Below are 19,995 nucleotides of genomic sequence, written 5' to 3' on the forward strand. Positions count from 1 at the left end.
TTCCCGTCTCTTGCTGAACGGGATGCAAATATGAGTAAAGATTTTTTTCCTTGCAAGCCAATTCAAGGCAGTGCTATAATTTTTTTCGAACTGAAAGCAAATGGCTTTCCAGCAAAAAGTGGCTTAGTAACTGCCCAAACAGATTTAAACAGCTCGGAATCACGGTATTGATTTAATGCCTCTTCACTTTCCCAATGGCTATACGTCGTGAAAATATTTTGTTGGTTTTCATCCTGCCAGAGTTCTAGGTGATGACAACCAGTAAAATTTCTGATTTTTTCCTTGTTGGCCGCAAAGTTCTCCAAAAACTCGCCTACCTTTTCTGCTCTAAATGTCATTCTGACTACACGTATCAACATTATTGATTCACTTCAAAATTGATAAATACAGGACTGTCATGTCTCAATCCCAACAAGTCCGCTCCATGCCCAAGGTTGATACCGATTTCCAGCAAGTCAATACTGTTGAAGAAGGCAAAACAATCCCCGGCATCTACATCATCATAGGTTTGGTTGAGTTTGGGGAGTTTTTCTCTTCCAAATTCAAGGCTGTATTTTCCCGGGTTAAGCGTTTCGAAAACACTTTTAGGAATATTGGTGATCAGGTTGCCATAATTGTCTACCCGGATTACGTGGCCCAAAATCTGCTTTTTTGATGCTTTGAACTGTCGGGGGATCATTTTTTTAATCTGCATCAATGGCCCTCCAAAATCATGTATGGCAGCTCCTGAAGCCACTTTAGCGGCAATGGGAGCAAGGATATCTTTCACAGGAAAAGTACTAACCTTCACATGAATGTCTGCAAATTGCACCACGATTCCAGGGTCATAATCAGATAAGAGACTGAGCACACCGTTATTTGGGCCCAGAAAAATATGTTCCTCGAGTTTGATGCCGATATACCCTTCCGAAATACTGCTTGTACTGTTCATGGCTACCAAATGGACGGTTCCTTTTGGAAAATCCTTGTAGATGGATTTCAGGACAAATGCAGCATGGGCAATATCATAAACATCAATTTTGTGCGTGATGTCGACAATGTTAAGTTGCGGGTTGATAGATAACATTTTTGCCTTAACTGCCGGGACGTAAAAGTCTCCGTCTCCAAAATCTGAGGTGAATGTTATCAATGCCATAGAAGCAAGTCTGTTAAAATTTAGTATTTTTGTATCAGGTGTGAACAAAATTAGGAATTTTATCCTTACACCATAAGACAATTCATAAATCAAATAGAATAGCTTGGTAGAAAAGGTAATTACTTTAGAAAACATTCCGCTGCTGGACTTTTTAGGATCAGAAAACGAGAATATCCGTCAAATAGCTTCCGCTTTTCCCCAAAGCAAAATTGTATCAAGAGGTAATGAAATTCGGATACAGGGCCGTGCACCTGAAATCCTAAGAATCAACGACCTTCTCAATATGCTGTTGCAGCATTTTCACAGGTTTGGACATGTCACTCCTGACAATGTCAAAGAATACATTGCGCTAGAAGGTGCACCTTTTGAGGAAAACCAAAAAGATGATGTCATATTATACGGCAACAAGGGATTGGTCGTCAAACCAAAATCTCCCAATCAAAGAAAATTGGTTGAAGCTGCTTACAAAAATGACCTGGTTTTTGCCCTTGGGCCCGCAGGTACAGGCAAGACATATATAGCGGTTGCTTTGGCAGTCCGGGCATTGAAAAACAGGGAAGTAAAAAGAATCATCATCACAAGACCTGCAGTAGAAGCGGGGGAAAATCTGGGGTTTTTACCAGGAGATTTGCAGGAAAAACTTGATCCTTATTTGAGACCCATTTATGATGCGCTTTCTGATATGGTCCCACCTGAAAAATTGAAGTATTATCAAGAAACCAGGGTGATTGAAATTGCACCTTTAGCTTACATGAGAGGTAGGACTTTGCATGATGCATTTGTGTTGTTAGATGAGGCCCAAAATACCACAAATGAGCAGATCAAGATGTTTTTGACCCGAATGGGTCCCAATTCCAAAGTAATCATTACAGGAGATCAGACTCAAGTGGATTTGCCTAATCGCCAGAAATCAGGATTAAAAGAAGCCCTTCATGTATTGAGGGATGTGAAGAATATTGGCATAGTAAGCCTTAGCGGTAAAGATGTTATCCGACATAAATTGGTCAAATCAATCATAGAAGCATACGAAAAAGATGAATCCCAAAGAGAAGAAAGAAGAACAACAGATCCTCATAGAAAAAGTACTGACGGAGGAGCAGCTTAATACCATCTTCAAAATCAGAGAGGATGTTTTTGTTATAGAACAGGAAGTTGACCCATCGGAAGAGTATGATGAATTTGAATCTACTTCTACTCATTTTCTAGCCAAAATCGACGGTCAACCTGCTGGAACTGCCCGTTGGAGATTTACGGATAAGGGTGTGAAGCTGGAAAGATTTGCAGTTTTGAAATCCATGAGGGGAATAGGAGTTGGTCAAGAGTTGGTCCAAGCAGTTTTGAACGATATCGCTGCAAGCCCTGAGTCCAAAGGGAAGAAGCTATACATGCATGCGCAGTTGGATGCAATGCCACTTTATGCAAAGTTCGGTTTCAAAAAAGTTGGTGAGATGTTTGAGGAATGCAACATTCAACATTTTAAAATGGAATTATATTTGTAATCCGAAAAAAACAATAATATTTGAATTAAAATTTTAATCATGAAAAAACTACTATTTGCATTTATAGGGTTAGCACTCTTGTCTGCTCCTGTTTTCTCCCAGTCATTAGAAGATCCTAAAGGAGAAGTGAGACTAAATTTTCTGAACACCATATTTTTAGGTTCTGTTGAATTGGGTTATGAACAGTTCCTCAATCATGACCAATCAATAGGTGTTGAATTACACCTTAATGACAGATTTGGGTATAGTTCTGCAAGGGATGGCAGGGATTTTTCTGTAACTTCAGTGTTGGTTTCTTATAATTTTTATTTTGCTGGTGACGAGAATGGGAAGATGTACATCTCTCCATTTTTCAAATATCGTTTTGGAGAATACAGAGAAGCTTTGGACAATACTATTTCCATTACCAATATGAATTCGGGATATATCGGCCTGATAGGGGGGTACAGGTGGAACTTCAATAATTTTGCATTTGGACCTTTCGCTTCTATTGCCAGAGGTTTTTCTCAGGAAGTTGCAGATAAATTTTCTTATGTAGAATTCAAAGCTGGCTTTAATGTAGGTTACCGATTTTGAAATTATCCGATTAATATCAAGTCGAAGGAGCCCCAAAAGGCTCCTTTTTCTTTTTTTATAAGTAAATTCATAGAAACTTTTCAGGTATGAGGTTCTCTGAATTTCCTTTTTTGAGGTACGTTGTGTATTTCATCCTAGGGGTTGTGATCTATTCCTTTTTTGGAGAGAATATTCCCAGAGATGTCATTCTTGCAACCATTATCTCTATCTACTTTTTCTACCTTATTTTGGTTGGAATCAATATTTATCAACATGAATACCGGTTCAAAATCATTTTGCCAATCTTGGCGTACGTTCTATTTGTTTTCTTCGGACTGTATTTTGCCAATGATACAGATATCAAAAATCAACCTGATCAACTACTCAATACTAATTTTCCAATCCAAAGTTACTTGGGAACAGTCTTATCTAATGATGAGGCCAAGCCAAATTCTATTGCGAACCAGGTTTTGGTCAAAAAGGTCTTTAGCGAAGGTTTGGCACATCCTGTCAAAGGAGAAGTTTTGATATATCATCGATCTGAGGAGCCATTGAACCCAGGAGATGTCATTTTGATTTCTGGTAACCCGAATGCAATCCAAGGTCCAAAGAATCCCAATGAATTCAATTACCAGAGATTTATGCTGAGACAAAAGATTTCGCACCAGCATTTTATCTCAGATCGGTTTGAAGTGATCGGAAGTGTAAAGGAAAGGCCTGTTGAGGAATTTTTTATTGATATCCGATCTATAATTATGGCTAGAATGGATTTTTATTTCCAAGATAAATCAAGCCTACAGGTAGCCAAAGCTTTACTGTTGGGGCAGAAAAAAAACCTGGATAAGGAGGTGAGTGATGCTTATGCAACGGCAGGTGCCATGCATATATTGGCAGTTTCCGGTTTGCATGTGGGGATTATATATGGTTTTTTCTTTCTATTTGTCAAGCCCTTTAGACTCCCTGTATCCAAAAGAGTGTTGTATTTATCTTTGATAATCCTTCTAATTTGGGGATATGCAATGCTGACAGGAATGTCACCCTCTGTGATGCGGGCCGCTACCATGTTTTCTTTAATGGCTTTGGCTCAAATGAAGTCCAGAAGTCCTTCTATTTTCAATGCCATCGCATTGTCTGCCCTGATTTTATTGATTTTAGATCCATTTCTGATTTATGCAGTTGGGTTTCAATTGTCTTATATTGCTCTTTTGGGTATTTTGGTGATTCAACCTATGTTGGTAAGATTATGGTTGCCAAAAAATCGGTTTCTGGAATATGTCTGGCAGATCAGCACTGTTGGTATTGCTGCGCAGTTGGCTACTTTTCCGATCTCTGCCTATTATTTCCATATTTTCCCGACTTATTTCATGTTGTCCAATTTGGTGGCGATTCCAGGTGCTTTTTTAATCATGTCTTTTGGTGTACCCTTTATGGTTTTTGCAGAAGTTCCGATGCTTTCAAAAATTTTGGCTTGGGTGACCGAAAAGCTGATTGCGTTGGTCAACCTGTTGATTTTTTGGATTCAGGATTTGCCGGCATCCAAAATCACTGAAATCAGTATTTCTGTTTGGGAGGTGGTATTTTATTGGTTGCTACTCATATTATTTTTGCTGCTGTGGGTATATCCGGGCAGAAAATTGGGAATCACTGTTGTGGTCTTAATCTTTATCGCTGGCATCTTTAGGGTCACAGGTATTGTTTTTCAACAGAAAAGCAGAGAACTATATATTTACGCTTTAAATCAAGGAATGGCAGTGGATTTTTTGGACAGATCTAGTTTATATTCTTTTGAAGAGAATGTATCCAAGGATTACACTTACAGTATCTTGCCAAATAGAAGTGATTTGAAGTTTATCAATTCCCATTCCCTTATGGCTTTCTTGAATGAGGAAGGGTTGGAATTGACCTTACCCGATATTCAAGCAAATTTATTGATACATGACCATCAATTGATCTTATCAGAAAAGGTTCCTGATAGAGATATTTTCCGATGGAAAGATGGTACTTGGGAAAAAACAAAGCTTTCAGATACCTTAGACCTAAATGAAAAAGCCTTTAAGGTCCGATTTAAATAAGCCGAATTTTGGAAGAGCAAAAGCTGTACTCTATCTTTCAATAAATAAGCATTCTTTTATTTGACATTTATAACCACAAGATGAATCAACCCCTCAATGCCTTTGTAAAAGAGAGAATAGGCTACCTCGAATTGAACAGGCCTGAAAAAAGAAATGCACTCAATGCAGAAATGGTAGAGGCCTTGAAAGATGCTATCCGGGCTTTCAATGAAGACAAAGAAGTAAAAGTCATTGTTATCAAAGCTGCCGGGAAGGTCTTCTGTTCCGGTGCCGACCTCGCTTACCTACAATCATTGCAAAGTAATACCTATGAAGAAAATCTGACTGACAGCCGGAGTTTGAAAGATTTGTTCTATTTGATTTATACATCGCCCAAAGTAATTATTGCACAGATTCAAGGTCATGCAATCGCAGGAGGATGTGGCTTGGCGACAGTATGCGATTTTTCATTTTCAGTAAAAGAGGCAAAATTTGGATACACCGAGGTGAGAATCGGTTTTGTTCCAGCCATTGTTAAGGTGTTTTTAATCAGGAAAATCGGGGAGGGAAAAGCCAAACAATTATTGTTGGGTGGCGACCTGATTTCCGCATCAGAAGCCAAAAATATGGGATTGGTAAATTGGGTTGTTGAAGAAAGTGAGCTGGAAGATACAGTTTTTGGTTATGCACAAAAACTAATCAAACAAAATTCCGGTCAATCCATGGCGTTGACCAAGGAAATGTTTGCAAAGGTGCAGGAAAAAAGTCTGGAAGAAGGATTGGAATATGCTGCTGCTATGAATGCCAAGGCAAGAGGTACCGCAGATTGCCAAAAAGGAATTACGGCATTTTTGAACAAGGAATCAATTCAATGGTAATTTGAAGGACAGGGCCCACGATATTCTCCGAACAGTTTTTGGCTTCAGTGACTTTAGGCCTGTGCAGTTGGATATTGTTATCTCTGTGCTTCAAGGCAAAGACTGTTTGGCCTTACTGCCTACAGGAGGAGGGAAGTCCATTTGTTTTCAGGTCCCTGCTTTAGCAGTGGATGGAATTTGTCTGGTGATCAGCCCCTTGATAGCGCTGATGAAAGACCAAGTTGATAACCTTAAAAAAAAGGGAGTACTGGCAGCTGCAATTTATTCGGGAATGAGTAAAAGGCAGATAGATACGGTTTTGGACAATTGTATTTATGGGAATTATAAATTTTTATATGTTTCTCCTGAACGGCTCAAGACTGAGATTTTCATTGAGCGCTTCAAGAAAATGAAAGTCAACCTGATTGCTGTGGATGAGGCGCATTGTATTTCCCAATGGGGCTATGATTTCCGTCCACCTTACTTAGAAATCGCCAAAATCCGAGAGTTTCATCCCCAAGTACCCTGTATGGCTTTGACCGCTTCTGCGACAATAAAGGTCAAAGCAGATATTGTTGGGAAATTGGAAATGAAATCCCCGGAGATTTTTGTAAAATCCTTTTCCCGCAAAAATCTCAGTTATTCCGTCCGCATGGCTGAAAACAAGCTGGAAAAAGCTATAGAAATCCTAAGAAAAGTTCCTGGTTCGGCCATCCTGTATGTCCGCAGCCGTAAGGGAACGAAAGACATTGCAGCTGTTCTCCATCAAATGGGTATTTCTGCTACCTTTTATCATGCAGGATTGGATAATAGTTTAAGGGAAGGCAGACAACAGGATTGGAAGCAGGGTAAAGTCAGAGTGATGGTGGCAACCAATGCCTTTGGGATGGGGATTGACAAGCCCGATGTAAGAATAGTGATCCACCTTGATCTTCCTGAAAACCTAGAGAACTATTATCAGGAAGCTGGCCGCGGAGGCCGGGATGAGAAAAAAGCTTATGGTGTATTACTGACCAACGAACAGGATTTGAAAGTGCTGGAAGAAAGGGCTTCAATTGCCTATCCTCCATTGGATTTCCTTAAAAAAGTCTACCAAAGCTTGGCCAATTACTTTAGAATGGCTGTCGGAAGTGGATTTATGGAGAGTTATGGGTTTGAAATTTCTGTTTTCACAGGAATATATAACCTGGATTTAATGCTTACCTATAATTCACTGAAGGTATTGCAGGAAGAAGGTTTATTGGAGCTCAACGAAAGTTTTTTTGCCCCTTCATCCATTCATTTTTTGGTAGATCAGAGCAAATTGTATGAATTTCAGATTGCCAATGCCAAGTTGGATGTTTTGATAAAAGTGCTATTGAGGATGTACGGCGGAGAGCTTTTTGTGGATTTTATCCGAATTCAAGAATCTAAATTGGCAAAAAACCTCGGGATATCGGATAAGGATTTGACACTACAGTTAGAGCATCTGGACCAAGTTGGGATTATTGCCTATGATAAACGGAAAGATATTCCCCAGATCACCTTTTTGACCGAGAGGTATGATGCCGGCAGATTGCCCTTAGATAGCAAACGCATTGAAGAAAGGAGGCAAAATGCCATTTCAAAAGCAAAATCAATGATAGCTTATGTCAGGGATTTGACCTCCTGTCGGGCCAATCAGATTTCATTTTATTTTGGGGAGTTGGCAGAAAAGGATTGTGGGATTTGCGACGTATGTATTGAAAAAAAGAAATCGTTTGAAAAACAATACCTGAAGAAGAAGGAAAAGATAATTCAAACTTTAAGTGAAGGAAAAGAGTTTTCTTTACATAACATCCAGGAAGTTCCTGGATTGAAAAATGATTCAATCACTCTAGAAATCTTGCGTGAAATGGAAGAAGAAGGGCTGATTTTGTCAGAACCCAATGGAATGTATAAGATAAAAAATTAATGACTTCCTTTATAGATGATGTATTAGGGAAATTATTTCCAAAAAAATCCAACTCTGTCCATATCAAACAGAATTTTGTGCAGACTGTGGAAGAGATCGAAAATACCGACTCTTGGATGTTGTCTGATGAGGGTCAGGCATTGATGAAACTGGCTTTCAAAAACTATCATTTCAAAACATCGGGAATAAACAGCCATCCCGAAGTTCATATACTCAATAGTCCTTATGCGAATGGATTTGCGATTTCCTATGAAAGTCCTTTTTCGGAAAAAACTTTTTCCCAACTTTTCTTTGCTTTTGGCAGGCGAATGTTAGATTTGGGATATCAACGTGTAAGTCTTGACAGAAAAATAGAAGAAATCCAAGATAATGTCAGGACTATCGAAAAGCAGTATTTTAAACCTCCTCTCAGTAAAGTTGATTTTACAGAAAAAATCGATCAATTGTTCGGTAACGTCAGTATTGAAAAGGTAAGTATTAACGATAAGCCCAGCTTCCTCAAGATTCTTGTCACTGTTTATTCAGATCATTTGTACTTAAAGGCAAGACCGTTTGATCTTTTTATAGAAGAATTATTCCAAAGAGAATAAAATTATGGATAGAAAAAAATTAAGAGAAAATCTTCAAAAGTACCGTACGCCATTTGAAGAAGAGGCATCCTTTGTGCAGGATTTTATAGCACTTACACATGATGATTTGGCTTTTGTCAGAGAGAGATTGCAAGGTCATTTTACTGCTTCTGCATGGATTGTGAATAAAATGAGAACCCATACCTTGATGACCTTACATAGGAAACTAAATAATTGGCTTCAATTGGGTGGCCATGCTGATGGCCATGAAAATCTTCTAGAAGTTGCTTTGACAGAAGCACAGGAAGAAAGTGGTCTTACTTCACTGCGCTTGGTAGATTCTGGAATTTTCGATATTGATAGACATACCATACCCGAACGAGGTGATGTTCAAGAGCATTTTCATTATGATGTGCGGTTTTTGATTGAAGCAGAAATGAATGAGCCTTTGGTGATTTCAGAAGAAAGCAAAGACTTGGCTTGGATTCCGTTTGATGCGGTAGAGGATTTGGTTGGTTCAAACCCTTCAATTCTCAGAATGTTGGAAAAAACCAGTAAGTCTGAGATACTGTTATAGAAGATTAGTCAATTGGCGTACCATGAAAAAATATAATCCAGAGGATGTATTGTCCTCTTTTTCTTTTTCAGTACCTATTCAAGTAAGGTTCTCGGACATTGACAGCTATATGCATGTCAATAATGGCATATTTTTTAATTATTTTGAGCATGCTAGAGCCTCTTATCTTTTTCATTATTGCGGTTGGGATATTCTGAAAACCGGTACAGTTGTGGCCAATGTCAAAATTGATTATAGACTGCCCATTCATGTTATGGACAAGCCATCTGTTTATGTCAGGTGTATTAATATTGGTAAATCCTCATTTATACTCGAACAAGTAGTAATGGGGCCAATAGAGTCGGGAGAGGTGAAAGTATTCGCTGAATCCGAGACTACCATGGTGGCAGTGAATATGGATACCATGAGGCCGGTTCCTGTACCTGCGGAATATGCAGCAAAAATGCTGGGATAGTCTTTCATCAAGGCATAAATCCCTATCTTTGCCCAAAATTTAAAAATCCGTGAAAAAACATTTTATCTGGTTTGCTTTTACAGTTTTGATGCTTTCTTGTAGTCCATCAGAGCAGGAACTTTTCGATGAAGGAGTAAAATTAATGGAATCTTCTCAATATCAGCAATCTGTCTCCTATTTTGATAGAGTGATCCAAAAGAACCCTGAAAATACCTCCGCATTCAATGCCAAAGGCGTAGCATTGTTTCAGCAGGGAAAATATGATGAAGCCATAGCATCTTTTTCAGAAAGTATCGAAAAGGACAATACATCCTATAAGCCATTCTTTAACAGGGGCAATGCCTACCTTGAAAAGAAAATGTATAAAGAATCTCTTTTGGATTATAATATGGCCAATGGGCTAGATCCCCAACAAATTGATGTTCATTACAACAGGGGATTGGCTTTACTGGGGCTTGAAGAATACGAAGATGCGATTTTTGACTTTGACATAGTCATTCGGGCAAATCCTAACCAAACTTTGGCTCATTTCAACAGGGCAAAAGCACAATTGGGGAATAATGATCCTGTTGGAGCAATTGAATCCTTAGTCAAAACTGTAAACTTGGACAATAGAAATGGAGCAGCTTATTACCTTTTGGGCGTCACTCAGATGAGTGCATTTGGACAGAAAGAAGATGGCTGTGCAAATCTTAAATTAGCGCTTAACCTTGGTTTTGCAGAAGCCAAATCTTGGATCGAAGATTTTTGTCAGGAATAATGGCTGAAATTGGACAAGATATTGCAAAAGCCAAAGCTTTTTTGGAGAAAGGAGAATTGGTAGGGATTCCCACGGAAACTGTCTATGGACTGGGAGGAAATGCCCTCAATCCAGATGCTGTTGCTAAAATTTTCGCTACCAAAAACAGACCTGAATTTGATCCTTTGATTATTCACACTTCTTCTATTGAAAGAGTCTTGGAATTTGCGGTTGAAATACCAGAAGTACTGAGGCTTTTGGGGGAGAAATTTTGGCCCGGACCTTTGACCTTGCTGCTCCCCAAAAAAAATATTTTGCCTGATTTGGTTACAAGTGGTTTGGATACAGTGGCCGTCCGGATTCCTGGCCATGCACTATCAAGGGAATTGTTGAGTGGATTGGACTTTCCTTTGGCAGCACCGAGTGCCAATCCTTTTGGTTACATCAGTCCGACAAAGGCCTCACACGTCAATGACCAATTAGGAGACAAAATACCCTATATTTTAGATGGAGGGACTTGTGAAGTAGGTTTGGAAAGCACCATCGTTGGAGTTGAAAGAGATAAAGTAGTAGTATACAGACTCGGTGGCCTAGATGTAAAAGAGATAGAAGATGTAGTAGGTGATGTTAGGGTGATGACCCATTCTAGTAGCAATCCTAAGTCTCCCGGAATGCTAAAAAATCATTATGCTCCTACCAAACCATTTGTTCTGGGGAATCTTAAAACTTTAATAAAGGAATATCAATTGAAGGGAGTTACTTTTGCGGTTTTATCTTTTAGAGATGTTTTCAAGACTGTGCCAATTGGACAACAAATCCAACTCAGTCCAAGTGCAAATCTCAATGAAGCAGCAAAAAATTTATTTGCGGCCATGAGGGCTTTGGATACCATGGATGTTTCCGTAATTTTATCAGAGCTTTTGCCTGAACAAGGTTTAGGCAGGGCAGTCAATGACAGGTTGAGGAGAGCATCTGCAAATTAGGAGATATTCCCAACCGATTTAAGAAGGTCGTCTTTAATTTAAATTATTATATAAAATTGATTAAGGAGAATATCAGCATGAAAAACAAGTTCAATTTCTTTCATGTATGTACGCAACAATGCCAGTAAAATGGTAATTCAATACAATTCGCACAAGGAAACTGATATGTCCGGTCCATCCCTGCCAACCGAACAGGCAGGCGTCCTGTTTGTAATTGAATATTGGGTTACTGGCAAAGAAGTGAATAAATATTATTTCTTATTTCAAAAAACCTTTTAAACAACCATAATTATGAATAGCAGAATTAAAAGCGTAGACAATCTCGACTTCAATGGAAAGAAAGCCTTGGTAAGAGTAGATTTCAATGTGCCTTTGGATGAACACCAGAATGTCAGTGATGATACCAGGATAAGTGCGGCTATACCTACTATCCAAAAAATCCTTAACGATGGTGGTTCGGTCATATTAATGTCTCATTTGGGAAGGCCAAAAGATGGTCCCACTGATAAATATTCTCTTAAGCATGTGATCAACAACCTTCAGAAGCTATTGGGTAGTTCTGTCAAATTCGCTCCTGACTGTATCGGTCAAGAAGCAAAAAATTTAGCAGCGGGCCTTAAGCCGGGCGAGGTATTGCTTTTGGAAAATCTTAGATTTTACAAAGAAGAAGAAAAAGGAGATGAAGAGTTTGCAAAGAAACTTGCAGCACTTGGAGATGTGTATGTTAATGATGCTTTTGGAACTGCCCACAGGGCACATGCGTCCACAGCTGTGATTGCTCAGTATTTCGATACCACAGCCAGTGGTTATCTACTCAAGTCGGAATTGGAAAATGCAGATAAAGTGCTAGAAAATCCAGAAAAACCTTATACTGCCATTATGGGAGGGGCCAAAATATCTGACAAGATTTTGATCATTGAAAGATTATTGGAGAAAGTTGATAACCTTATTATTGGTGGGGGCATGTCATATACTTTTTCCAAAGCAAAAGGAGGAAAAATCGGAGATTCTCTTTGTGAAGAAGATAAGCTTGATTTTGTTATGGAATTGATGAATAAGGCTGAGGAAAAAGGGGTTAAAATAATTTTACCATTGGATACGGTCACTTCCAAAGCTTTTGCCAATGATGCAGAACAAGGCCTCTCCAAAGCAGGAGAAATCCCTGATGGATGGATGGGATTGGATATCGGACCTGAAACCAGAAAATTGTTCAGTGATGTCATTAAATCTTCCAAAACCATCCTTTGGAACGGTCCAATGGGGGTGTTTGAAATGAGCAGCTTTGTCAATGGAACCATTGCAGTAGCGGAGGCAATAGCAGAGGCAACCGAAGGCGGTGCATTTTCATTGATAGGAGGAGGAGATTCTGCCGCTGCAGTCAATAAGTTCGGATTTGGAGATAAGGTATCTTATGTATCTACCGGAGGAGGTGCCTTATTGGAGCATATGGAAGGGAAAGTGTTGCCTGGAGTAGCTGCTTTAATGCCGTAAAATTTCAATTATCTTGTATTAATATTTAAAAGCAAAGAGACCGAAAATATCGGTCTTTTTGCTTTAACAAGTCTTTATAAATCAAAAGATTAAATAGATTGTATTTGTGGTTTCAATGAAAACACTATTTTTGAGACTCTTTAAAATGAATTGGATTATGATAAGGATTTTAGTTTTTTGCTGTTTGATGTTGATTACAGGGGCTTGTCTTGAAGTAGAAACTATCAATCAGACCTGCACAGTGGTCATGAATGATGGAACTATTCTTGAAATCAGCCGTGATATCAGGAGAAATAAAAAAACCGGTACGATCACTTACAGAGACGAAGATGATAAGTTATGGTCGATTTTTCAGGAAGACTATGAGAGTTATTCCTGCGGAAATTGAAACCTTGATATGAACCAATCCTACTGATAATAACCCTTTTGTACCAATCAATTTATATCCGTCTTCAATTCTCGTTATATTTCCCCAAAAATTAACCTATGATAACCTTCAATTACCTGAAAAAAGGCTTTATGTTTTTTTTCACAGTAGTATTACTCATTTCTTCTTGTAACAACAAGAGAAGTGGAGATCCCAAAGTACTTATATTTAGTAAAACAGCCGGTTTCTATCACGAATCCATCCCTGACGGAATTGCAGCTATTGTGAAACTTGGAGCAGAGAATGGTTTTAAAGTAGATACCACAACCAACTCCGATCTTATTAATGAAGAAAATCTAGAGCAATATGCTGCTGTCATCTGGCTCAGTACCACAGGAGAAGTACTTGATCACTATCAGGAAGCTGATTTTGAACGTTATATACAGTCAGGTGGAGGCTTTGTAGGTATTCATGCCGCTGCTGATACAGAATATCACTGGGGCTGGTATAATAGACTTGTAGGTGGGAATTTTTCTTACCATCCTGGTATCGGAGACCCATATCCCAATGTTCAAGACGGCACCCTACGCGTAACAGACAGAGAGCATTCCACTACTCGTTTTTTACCTGAAATTTGGAACAGAAGAGATGAGTGGTATCATTTCCAAAAACTTAACCCGGACGTAAATGTCCTCATGGATATAGATGAGGATAGTTATAAACACACCAAACCAATGGGATTTCATCCGATGGCTTGGTATCATGATTATGATGGGGGTAGAGCATTTTATACGGCAGGTGGACATACCAGTGAATCCTATGAAGAGGAATTGTTTTTGCAACACGTACTTGAGGGAATCAAATATGCCATTGGAGAAAATGAAAATCTGGATTATTCCAAAGCAAAAACCCAAAGAGTTCCCGAAGAAAATAGGTTTGAGAAAAAAACGCTGGTTCTTGGTGAGTTTACTGAACCGACCGAAATGACCATTTTACCCAATTTGGACGTTTTGATTGCACAGAGAAGGGGTGAGCTGCTGTTATATAAAAGCGGAGATTCAGTTGTCAGAGAAGTGGCCAAGTTGGACGTTTATTGGAAAACAGAAACAAGAGGTGTCAATGCGGAGGAAGGTTTGATGGGTATTCAAAAAGATCCCGATTTCGCAAATAATGGATATGTTTTTGTTTTTTACAGCCCATCAGGTGATCAAGAAATCAACAGACTTTCAAGATTCAAATTTGTCAACGACCAATGGGATATGGCTTCTGAAAAAATCATTTTGGAACTTTATTCTCAAAGAAATATCTGTTGTCATACAGGTGGATCGATTGCCTTTGACAAAGATGGTTTGTTGTACCTTTCTACAGGAGACAATTCGACGCCTTTTGACCAAAGAGACAGTAAATATGTCAACAGGGGTTTTGCACCATTGGATGACAGACCAGGATTTGAGCAGTTTGATGCCAGAAGGAGTTCTGGAAATTCCAATGATCTGAGAGGTAAAATAATTAGAATAAAAGTAAATGAAGATGGAAGCTATGATATTCCCGAAGGCAATCTTTATCCAAAGGGAATGGAAAAAACCCGACCTGAAATCTATGTACAGGGAAACAGAAATCCATATAGAATTTCTGTAGATCAAAAGACCAACTTCCTGTATTGGGGCGAAGTGGGGCCTGATGCTGGTGCAGATAGTCTGGAAACCAGAGGGCCAAGGGGTTATGATGAAGTCAATCAAGCAAGAAAAGCGGGTAACTTCGGATGGCCGTATTTTGTCGGAGATAATTATGCTTATGTAGAATTTGATTACGCAACAGGAATCTCAGGAAACCGCTTTGATGTAAACAAACCTATTAATAACTCAAAGAATAATACAGGACTTAAAGAATTGCCCCCTGTCGAGAAAAACTTTATTTGGTATCCATATGCAACGTCTCCTGATTTTCCACAATTGGGGACAGGGGGAAGGAATGCAATGGCCGGCCCGGTTTACTATGTTGACATGTTTCCAAAGGAAACCCGTTATCCTTCTTATTATGATGGCAAATTGTTTATCTACGAATGGGTAAGAGGATGGGTCAAAGCAGTCACCATGAAGCCCAATGGTGACTTTGATAAAATGGAACCCTTTATGTCCACCACCAAATTCAATGCCTTGATAGATATGGAAGTGGGTCCAGATGGAAGATTATATTTACTCGAATATGGGAATGGATGGTTTACCAAAAATCCTGATGCGGGACTTTTCAGAGTTGACTTCAATGATGGTAACAGGACGCCGGTAGTTTCAGGAATATCAGTAGATAAAACTTCAGGCTCTTTACCTTTCACGGCAACGTTTAATGTAAATGCATCTGATCCTGAAAACGATCCTTTGACCTATGTATGGGACCTTGGAAATGGTGAACAACTAACTACAAATGAACCTAAACTGGAATATACTTTCAATTCAGTTGGTGATTATGATGTTCAAGTACAGGTATCTGATCCGGATAAGTTGAGTGCAAAGAGCGGAATTGTTTCTGTTTATGCAGGTAATATTGCACCTATAGTCAATATTGAAATAAAGGGCAATAAGTCATTTTATTTTCCAGGTAAACCTGTTGCTTATCAAGTTTCGGTGACAGACCCTGATGATGCTGATGCGGGAAATGATCTATCAACATTATTTGTGTCGGCTGATTATATTTCAGGCTTAGATCAAGCAGAGGCTTCCAAAGGTCATTTGATCATGACTGAAGCCATGACCGGAAAAGGTCTGATGAGTTCATTGACCTGTAAGACCTGTCATAAAGAAGATGAAGTGTCGATAGGTCCTTCTTATACGGAAGTAGCAAGAAAGTACAGAAGAAATCCAGATGCCGCCATCGACTATTTGGTCAATAAAATCCAAAAAGGTGGAGGTGGCGTTTGGGGTGAAACAGTCATGCCTGCAAATCCTGATCTTAAGAATGAGGATGCAAAAAAAGTTGTCGCCTATATTCTATCATTAGGAAGAAGGGGAATGGAAGAAAAGCCATCCTTGCCAGTATCAGGAACAGTTGATCCGACAGTAGGTAAAACACTTTCAGAAAATGGAATTTTTGTATTGTCAGGTAGTTTTACAGATAGAGGGGGAGAAAATATCAAACCTCTTACTGGAAATAGTTCAATTACCTTAAGAAACCCGACTTTGGGAATGGAATCAGCAAAAGATCTTCAGGAATATGCAACAGAGGTTTTCAATGGGAGAACATTTATGACAATTTCGCAAAACCAAGGGGCATTTGCTTTCCATGATATTGATTTGACTGATATACATGGTATTCTGCTTTCAGGTGGAGGGCAGGAGGCCAGCGTATCAGGTTACAAGGTTGACGTGAGATTGGACTCACCTGATGGACCAAAGATTGGAGAAGGAGAATTCCGTGTGAACAATGCCGGGCCGCAGCCTGGGTTTATGATGGGACAAAGTCTGATTCCAATCGAAAAACAGACAGACGGAAAATTGAGATCTGTTTATTTTGTAATAAAACCTGTTAAAGCAGGAGAACCAACTGCTATCTTATTTTCAGCTGAATTTAAGGTGAAATAAATTTAGGTTTCATGTATTCATGCCATGACTTATCCGGTAAGTATTAATTTCTTACCTAAGCCCAGAAAGTCATGGCATGAATTAATTTTACTCTGAATCTTCTTGTTATGACTCTGCCTGTACACTCATGCCATGATTCAACTGGATTTGTTGAAATTTCAGATATAATCTTTAATAGCCATGGCATGAATTATTTCAAAGGAGAAAAAGGCAGTGGATTCAGGTAAACAGATTCAACTTTTTGGACAATCTTGCCATTCCTTTCCGAGGCATCTCTTACTGTAATCCAAGCAGGATCCTTTCCGAATTTCTCAAAGGAAGCTTTTCCGGTTTTTTCGTCCTTATGTGCTAAGAGATAAACCAGTTTTTGTTGTTCGCCATTTTCTTCCACTGTATACCAATACATTACATTGGTCATGCCATGTTTTTGAAATAATTCACGGGTGTAATCTCTGAACCTTGCATGGATGGCATCTACTTTCCCTGGATACATGTAATAAGTTCTTAATTCAAACACTCTTTTACCTTCGTTGGTATCTCTGATTATTTCAGGCGTCAAGTCTGGTGCAATGGTCATAAATACCTGATCAACTTTTGCCACTAGAGGTCCATTTACCTCTGAGGCTTTGTAGACTTCCTGCCATTGAGGGTCATTGGCGAATTTATTCCAAAGAGCATCTCTAGATTCCTGATCGGGGTACGCCAAAATAAAGGTCAAAGTATTGTTTGACTCATCAGCTGGAATAAAATAAGCAATATTTTCTATACCATTTTTCTCAAACAACCTTAAAGTATGATCTTCAAATCTTTTGATCAAGTCAGACCTTTTGCCCACATTAGCGGTATAAGTCCTCATTTCGAAATATTTGGAATCCTGGGCCTTTAGAGGTGCCATGTATATGGTAAGAAGTATTAAGGTAATGATTGTCAGTTTTTTCATAAGTGGTAACCGTTTAAGTGTATTTATGATTTTTAATTTCTTTTTTTCCAGCCTAAGTAAGCTGAATAGGATAAAACTGAAGCTATGATCAAAAGCCCAAACGTTTCTCTTGCCTCTTCTGATTCCTGGGTTTTCATACTTAGGTCTTTGTTTTCAAGTTCAAATCCTATCCATTCAAGAACAGAATCCGGGAAAAAATAAACAGCTCCAATGATACAGGCGACAATTGCTATCCCCAATGGAATCAGAGGATGCTTGCCTCTAGCAGCCATGGCCGAAAATAAAATGGCAACTGCATAAATTGAAACCCAGATCACAGGGTCAGGATCGTTGATCTGCCAATAAGCGAATAACGAAAATCCGAAGATCCAGAAAAGGAAGAAGTATTTTGGGAAATCTTTCATAACACAGGATGGGTTTAAGGTTTTATAGATTGGGAATTTAAGTTTCAATAAAGTTAATTTTTTGATCTTTATGAAAAGATAGAATCTATAAAATATTTTAGTTGATAATATAAACTACTTTGATTGTAAGCTACATTGTACTAGCTCATTTGATGAAATCCTTGATGTCGAAAAAACATTTTGATATAATTTCCCCTTGACTACCTACAAAGTCACGGACAAGGGAAGGAGAGCATTTGAAGATTATGTGAAACCTTTAGAAGGCTATATCCGGCAAAAGGATTGAGTTTTTAAAACCTGAGGATTTTTTGAAGAGTGTATAATTTTCTCTATTTTGTTCCTTATGATTTTTTAGAATATCATGAATACACCTCTTACAAATAATTGATGGAACAAAAGGTTGAGTATAACCAAAAATTCATTTGGTTGGTCAGTTTGACAGCCGCCTTAGGAGGCTTTCTTTTTGGTTATGATTGGGTGGTAATCGGTGGTGCCAAACCATTTTATGAACCCTATTTTAATATCACATCACCAACAGACCAAGGCTGGGGAACTAGTTCCGCATTGGTGGGATGTATGTTGGGCGCTATCCTATGCATCATCTTTTGTGATCAATTGGGTCGAAAGCGCTTATTGATATTTTCAGGTTTCCTTTTTTCCCTTTCTGCCATTGGGACTGCCTTGTCCGATACCTTTTGGTGGTTTAACTTCTTCAGAATAGCCGGAGGAGTGGCCATGGGAATAGCACTCAATCTTTCCCCATTGTATATTGCCGAGATTGCCCCTCCGGAGAAGCGGGGTATGTTTGTCACCATCAATCAATTGTTAATCATGGTCGGGGTATTGTTGGCCCAATTGATCAATTGGCAAATCTCATTATTGGATACAATGATGCCCGATGAAGCCACTTTTGAGCAGATTGCAGTCAGTTGGAATGGGAATTATGGCTGGCGGTGGATGTTTGGCGTAGAAGTGATTCCTGCCATGTTGTTTTTTATCCTCATGTTTTTTGTGCCGGAAAGTGCCCGTTGGCTGATCAAAAACAATGAGGAGTCAAAAGCAAGGAAGATTCTTCAGAGAATTGGGGGTGAATTTTATGAGAATCTTGCCGTCTCCGAGATAAAAACCACCTTAAGGACAGAAGACTTGGCCAAGGTAAACTTCAAAGAACTGCTCAACAAACGGGTGGTAAAGTTTTTGGCCATCGGCATATTTTTAGCTTTTCTGCAACAATGGAGTGGAGTGAATGTGATTATTTATTATGCGGCTGATATATTTCAGGCTGCTGGATACACGCTCAAACAGATGATGCTCAACATTGTGGTCATCGGTTCAGTAATGGTATTGTCTGTTTTTATCACCATTTTTACAGTTGACAAATTCGGTAGAAAAAATCTCCTTTTAATTGGAACCTCATCCATGGCATTTTTATACCTACTCATAGGATATTCATTTTATGTTGATCAGGGAGGATGGGTAGTAGTATTTTTGGTTTTGGCCAATGTAATGTTTTACTCCTTTACCCTTGCGCCTTTGTTATGGGTGGTTTTGTCCGAGATTTTTCCAACAAGGATTAGGGGGGCAGCCATGTCAATTGCTGCTTTGGCCCATTGGGTAGGCAATTTTACGCTGACTTATTCATTCCCAACTATCAAAGAGAATTTAGGTTGGGCCAATAACTTTTGGTTGTATGGAATAATCTGTGCTATTGGATTTGTGGTTTTATACATCGTCCTTCCGGAGACAAAAGGCAAATCCTTGGAGCAGATAGAAAGGGAGTTGGGGTGAGGTTGCAGGTGCTGACCTTTGGTAAAACCCCAAAGGTCTTTTATGGTATAGCCTTTCATTTCCTTCTATTCCATTTGT

20 protein-coding genes are annotated in these 19,995 nt (G+C 39.0%); 16 read left to right on the forward strand and 4 right to left on the reverse strand.

The genetic code is table 11. From position 1 onward, the window contains the following. Positions 1–62: 62 nt before the first annotated feature. Positions 63–359 carry a putative quinol monooxygenase gene (locus tag HMJ38_RS00100; protein ID WP_194972341.1) on the reverse strand — a complete coding sequence of 99 codons (297 nt, stop codon included), beginning with the start codon at positions 357–359 and terminating at the stop codon, positions 63–65. Further along, positions 359–1,135 carry an SAM hydrolase/SAM-dependent halogenase family protein gene (locus HMJ38_RS00105; protein ID WP_194972342.1) on the reverse strand — a complete coding sequence of 259 codons (777 nt, stop codon included), beginning with the start codon at positions 1,133–1,135 and terminating at the stop codon, positions 359–361. Before HMJ38_RS00105 ends, HMJ38_RS00100 begins: the two co-directional genes overlap by 1 nt. A gap of 103 nt (positions 1,136–1,238) precedes the next feature. On the opposite strand from HMJ38_RS00105, the gene HMJ38_RS00110 reads away from it, so the two are divergent. From HMJ38_RS00110 to HMJ38_RS00180, 15 genes are all read left to right on the forward strand, one after another. Beyond that, positions 1,239–2,240 (forward strand): PhoH family protein, encoded by a 1,002-nt coding sequence (locus tag HMJ38_RS00110; RefSeq protein ID WP_194972343.1) that lies wholly within the window; start codon positions 1,239–1,241, stop codon positions 2,238–2,240. Further along, on the forward strand, positions 2,170–2,634 hold the full coding sequence (locus HMJ38_RS00115; RefSeq protein WP_194972344.1) for a GNAT family N-acetyltransferase: 465 nt from the start codon (positions 2,170–2,172) through the stop codon (positions 2,632–2,634). Before HMJ38_RS00110 ends, HMJ38_RS00115 begins: the two co-directional genes overlap by 71 nt. A 39-nt stretch (positions 2,635–2,673) precedes the next feature. After that, positions 2,674–3,210, forward strand: coding sequence for a DUF3575 domain-containing protein (locus HMJ38_RS00120; RefSeq protein WP_194972345.1), 537 nt, complete (start codon positions 2,674–2,676; stop codon positions 3,208–3,210). Between the two features lie 86 nt (positions 3,211–3,296). Continuing rightward, positions 3,297–5,261 (forward strand): ComEC/Rec2 family competence protein, encoded by a 1,965-nt coding sequence (locus HMJ38_RS00125; protein ID WP_194972346.1) that lies wholly within the window; start codon positions 3,297–3,299, stop codon positions 5,259–5,261. 80 nt (positions 5,262–5,341) lie between these two features. Beyond that, complete coding sequence (locus HMJ38_RS00130) at positions 5,342–6,118, forward strand: enoyl-CoA hydratase/isomerase family protein (RefSeq protein ID WP_194972347.1); 777 nt, start codon at positions 5,342–5,344, stop codon at positions 6,116–6,118. A 1-nt stretch (position 6,119) separates the two neighbouring features. Next, positions 6,120–8,030 carry a RecQ family ATP-dependent DNA helicase gene (locus HMJ38_RS00135; protein ID WP_194972348.1) on the forward strand — a complete coding sequence of 637 codons (1,911 nt, stop codon included), beginning with the start codon at positions 6,120–6,122 and terminating at the stop codon, positions 8,028–8,030. After that, positions 8,030–8,620: a hypothetical protein gene (locus HMJ38_RS00140; RefSeq protein ID WP_194972349.1), complete on the forward strand. Its 591-nt coding sequence runs from the start codon at positions 8,030–8,032 to the stop codon at positions 8,618–8,620. The genes HMJ38_RS00135 and HMJ38_RS00140 overlap by 1 nt, the downstream gene beginning before the upstream one ends. Positions 8,621–8,624: 4 nt before the next feature. After that, complete coding sequence (locus HMJ38_RS00145; RefSeq protein WP_194972350.1) at positions 8,625–9,176, forward strand: NUDIX hydrolase; 552 nt, start codon at positions 8,625–8,627, stop codon at positions 9,174–9,176. A gap of 22 nt (positions 9,177–9,198) precedes the next feature. Continuing rightward, positions 9,199–9,630 carry an acyl-CoA thioesterase gene (locus HMJ38_RS00150; protein ID WP_194972351.1) on the forward strand — a complete coding sequence of 144 codons (432 nt, stop codon included), beginning with the start codon at positions 9,199–9,201 and terminating at the stop codon, positions 9,628–9,630. Positions 9,631–9,718: 88 nt separating this feature from the next. After that, a complete protein-coding gene (locus tag HMJ38_RS00155; protein WP_194972694.1) occupies positions 9,719–10,390 on the forward strand; it encodes a tetratricopeptide repeat protein in 672 nt (223 codons plus the stop codon). Beyond that, positions 10,390–11,352, forward strand: a complete 963-nt coding sequence (locus HMJ38_RS00160; RefSeq protein WP_194972695.1) for an L-threonylcarbamoyladenylate synthase — start codon at positions 10,390–10,392, stop codon at positions 11,350–11,352. The genes HMJ38_RS00155 and HMJ38_RS00160 overlap by 1 nt, the downstream gene beginning before the upstream one ends. Before the next feature lie 102 nt (positions 11,353–11,454). Next, positions 11,455–11,631 (forward strand): hypothetical protein, encoded by a 177-nt coding sequence (locus HMJ38_RS00165; protein WP_194972352.1) that lies wholly within the window; start codon positions 11,455–11,457, stop codon positions 11,629–11,631. A 12-nt stretch (positions 11,632–11,643) separates the two neighbouring features. Further along, positions 11,644–12,843 carry a phosphoglycerate kinase gene (locus tag HMJ38_RS00170; RefSeq protein ID WP_194972353.1) on the forward strand — a complete coding sequence of 400 codons (1,200 nt, stop codon included), beginning with the start codon at positions 11,644–11,646 and terminating at the stop codon, positions 12,841–12,843. A gap of 157 nt (positions 12,844–13,000) precedes the next feature. After that, entirely contained in the window at positions 13,001–13,231 is a 231-nt protein-coding gene (locus tag HMJ38_RS00175) for a hypothetical protein (protein WP_194972354.1), read from the forward strand. Between the two features lie 98 nt (positions 13,232–13,329). Further along, the gene (locus HMJ38_RS00180) at positions 13,330–16,785 is read left to right on the forward strand and encodes a ThuA domain-containing protein (protein ID WP_194972355.1); all 3,456 of its coding nucleotides are present in this window, start codon (positions 13,330–13,332) and stop codon (positions 16,783–16,785) included. 190 nt (positions 16,786–16,975) lie between these two features. On the opposite strand, the gene HMJ38_RS00185 is transcribed toward HMJ38_RS00180, so the two are convergent. Both HMJ38_RS00185 and HMJ38_RS00190 read right to left on the reverse strand, forming a co-directional pair. Next, positions 16,976–17,725 (reverse strand): NIPSNAP family protein, encoded by a 750-nt coding sequence (locus tag HMJ38_RS00185; RefSeq protein ID WP_194972356.1) that lies wholly within the window; start codon positions 17,723–17,725, stop codon positions 16,976–16,978. Between the two features lie 32 nt (positions 17,726–17,757). After that, on the reverse strand, positions 17,758–18,129 hold the full coding sequence (locus tag HMJ38_RS00190; protein WP_194972357.1) for a transmembrane 220 family protein: 372 nt from the start codon (positions 18,127–18,129) through the stop codon (positions 17,758–17,760). Between the two features lie 387 nt (positions 18,130–18,516). Between HMJ38_RS00190 and HMJ38_RS00195 the strand changes: the two genes are divergently transcribed. Further along, positions 18,517–19,917, forward strand: coding sequence for a sugar porter family MFS transporter (locus HMJ38_RS00195; RefSeq protein WP_194972358.1), 1,401 nt, complete (start codon positions 18,517–18,519; stop codon positions 19,915–19,917). The last annotated feature ends 78 nt before the right edge of the window (positions 19,918–19,995 follow it).

It is taken from the genome of Aquiflexum lacus (assembly GCF_015476655.1).
Lineage (GTDB): Bacteria > Bacteroidota > Bacteroidia > Cytophagales > Cyclobacteriaceae > Aquiflexum > Aquiflexum lacus.